The 1,912-nt window shown below is 55.9% G+C and carries 2 protein-coding genes; both read right to left on the bottom strand.

Features of this window, described 5'->3' with window-relative positions; all coding sequences use genetic code 11:
• Positions 1–347: 347 nt before the first annotated feature.
• Entirely contained in the window at positions 348–605 is a 258-nt protein-coding gene (locus FFR93_RS40340; RefSeq protein ID WP_077988120.1) for a hypothetical protein, read from the bottom strand.
• A gap of 379 nt (positions 606–984) precedes the next feature.
• Positions 985–1,635, bottom strand: a complete 651-nt coding sequence (locus FFR93_RS40335) for an outer membrane protein (RefSeq protein WP_011654626.1) — start codon at positions 1,633–1,635, stop codon at positions 985–987.
• Positions 1,636–1,912 lie beyond the last annotated feature (277 nt).

Genomic DNA, 1,912 nt, shown 5'->3' with positions numbered 1-1,912 from the left:
TTGTAGCTGATGGTCGATGAGGTCATCTCAACCGAATTATCCGCCACCCGTTAAGTTGCCGACAACGTGACATCGCCGTTCCAGGAAGCCGAGAAGGAGCGGTGCATCGAACTGCTCGATCTCGATGCGGGACGGAGTGGTCCCCAAACGAGCCGCCGCGAAGGAGAGCAGCAGCTGGAAGCTGTAGGCGTAAGCCGCGCAGGTATGTTGGCTTGCCCGCCGGCACGGCATCAAGCGAAAATGTTCTAGCCGCCGGAGCAATCCTCGTTCTTTAGATCGCGGCCAACAGGCTGGCGACGGTTTAGCTTTCTCGCAACAGATAACGTGATCACCGCATCTTCTCTCCATCAAAAATATGAGGTGGCATTCGGCCCGACATATTCCGTCATCAGCCCAGACGAACGAGCTTTCCTTATCAGCGCGTTGGCACTGCCGAGATCAGTCTTGATTAACTGCTCTTTCTCCACACATTGATCGGCGAAGTTCGCGTGCATCCAATGCGACGCGCGAGGGGTCAGTGCTCTGATCGCCCAGACCCCTGTCCGTTCGCACTGGACTCTGAAGTCAGGCGCATGCCGTTCAACCGTTCCAATCAAGGCAGACATTCATTTCTCCTTTATCGCTGCAGGCGTATTCGTGAGAGAATTTCTGACGATGTTCGTTCGAACTGCGCACTGGCAGACATACTTCCAATGTGTTCCAGGCTATTCTCTGATTGCTTATACGCTGGCCGCGTCCGATCTCTTGATGTGAATCAAAGAGTACCGTTGAGAGCCATTCCGCGGCGCCTCGACGATTAGGTTGCCGGGCACCGTAAACTTAACGCTGTGAAACCAAGATCTCGGAGTGAGGCCTTGGTTCATTCGGCGTGAAGGCGCGCGATTTGGCGCCATGCTTGCATGGCAGTTGCTCGCAGTTCTCAATGGTGGGTGAATGGAACGATGCCACCGAAGTGCCACATTGTTCAATTCGAAGCGATGGTCTTCAGAAGCGAAAGTTAATGCCCGCCTTAATTACACTATCGTTAAGGTCTGACCCCGAGTTGACGCCTCCGCTCGGGGTCGGGACAGCGTTATTAATGACGTAGTTGTACTCGATCTTTGCTGACACGCCGCCCGGAAACGCGTGCTCGACGCCGCCGCCGAAGAGGTAGCCCTGTTTCCAGCTCTCCGGTCCGGATTTCCACTTGTCCGATCCGAATACGGGGCGGCGGCCCTCGAACTCGGTCGTTGTGACGCCCGCGGTGCCGTAGATGAAAGTGCGGTCAAGGCCCAAGCCAGCCTTCGCCTTCGCGGCACCGCGGAAGCGGCTTTCCACCTTGCCGCCGGGCACACGCACTTCATTGTTCAGGTAAGAGCCTTCCAGTTCTGCGCCGAAAACGCCCGGTCCGGCCTGGAAATTGTAACCTACCTGAGCGCCCACCGCTGGGGCGCGATCATTGTTGAACGGGTTGAATTTGGGGGCCGCGACACCTCCGTGAAGACCGGCGTAAGCCCCGGCCCACGAGAAGGTTCCCGGCGCGTCATAAGAGGGGGCGCTCGGAACGCTGTGGTCGGCGAGATCGGCCGCCGACGCGCCGCGTGCCATTAGGGTTGAGACAATTACGAAGACGATTTTTCTTTTAGTTATCGACATAGGAACTCCCTAACGAGCCAATGCCAGAAGTGCAGTTAACGGCTCTGATTGCCTTGAAGCATCGATTTAGGCTTTCATCGCCGCTGGCGATCAGCACCTCGGATGATATTGATAGGTCCTCTCATTGTCTTCGCCAGCGTCAATTCAACAAACATCCTTCTAGCGGCTATAGCTGACAGTAGCCTGAAAGCTGTAAAACAGGCGATGTCACGTTGTCGGCAACTTAACGGGTGGCGGATAATTCGGTTGAGATGACCTCATCGACCATCAGCTACAA

Origin of the sequence: Rhizobium sp. MHM7A, from assembly GCF_005862215.1 — a bacterium.
GTDB lineage: Bacteria > Pseudomonadota > Alphaproteobacteria > Rhizobiales > Rhizobiaceae > Rhizobium > Rhizobium bangladeshense.
Note: the sequence above shows the minus strand (reverse complement) of the source record. Positions and strands in the feature narration are given on the sequence as shown.

Bases quoted from the DNA above. Each gene is read 5' to 3' on its own strand.
- FFR93_RS40340 (WP_077988120.1), bottom strand. From the start codon at position 605: ATGTCTGCCTTGATTGGAACGGTTGAACGGCATGCGCCTGACTTCAGA.
- FFR93_RS40335 (WP_011654626.1), bottom strand. From the start codon at position 1,635: ATGTCGATAACTAAAAGAAAAATCGTCTTCGTAATTGTCTCAACCCTA.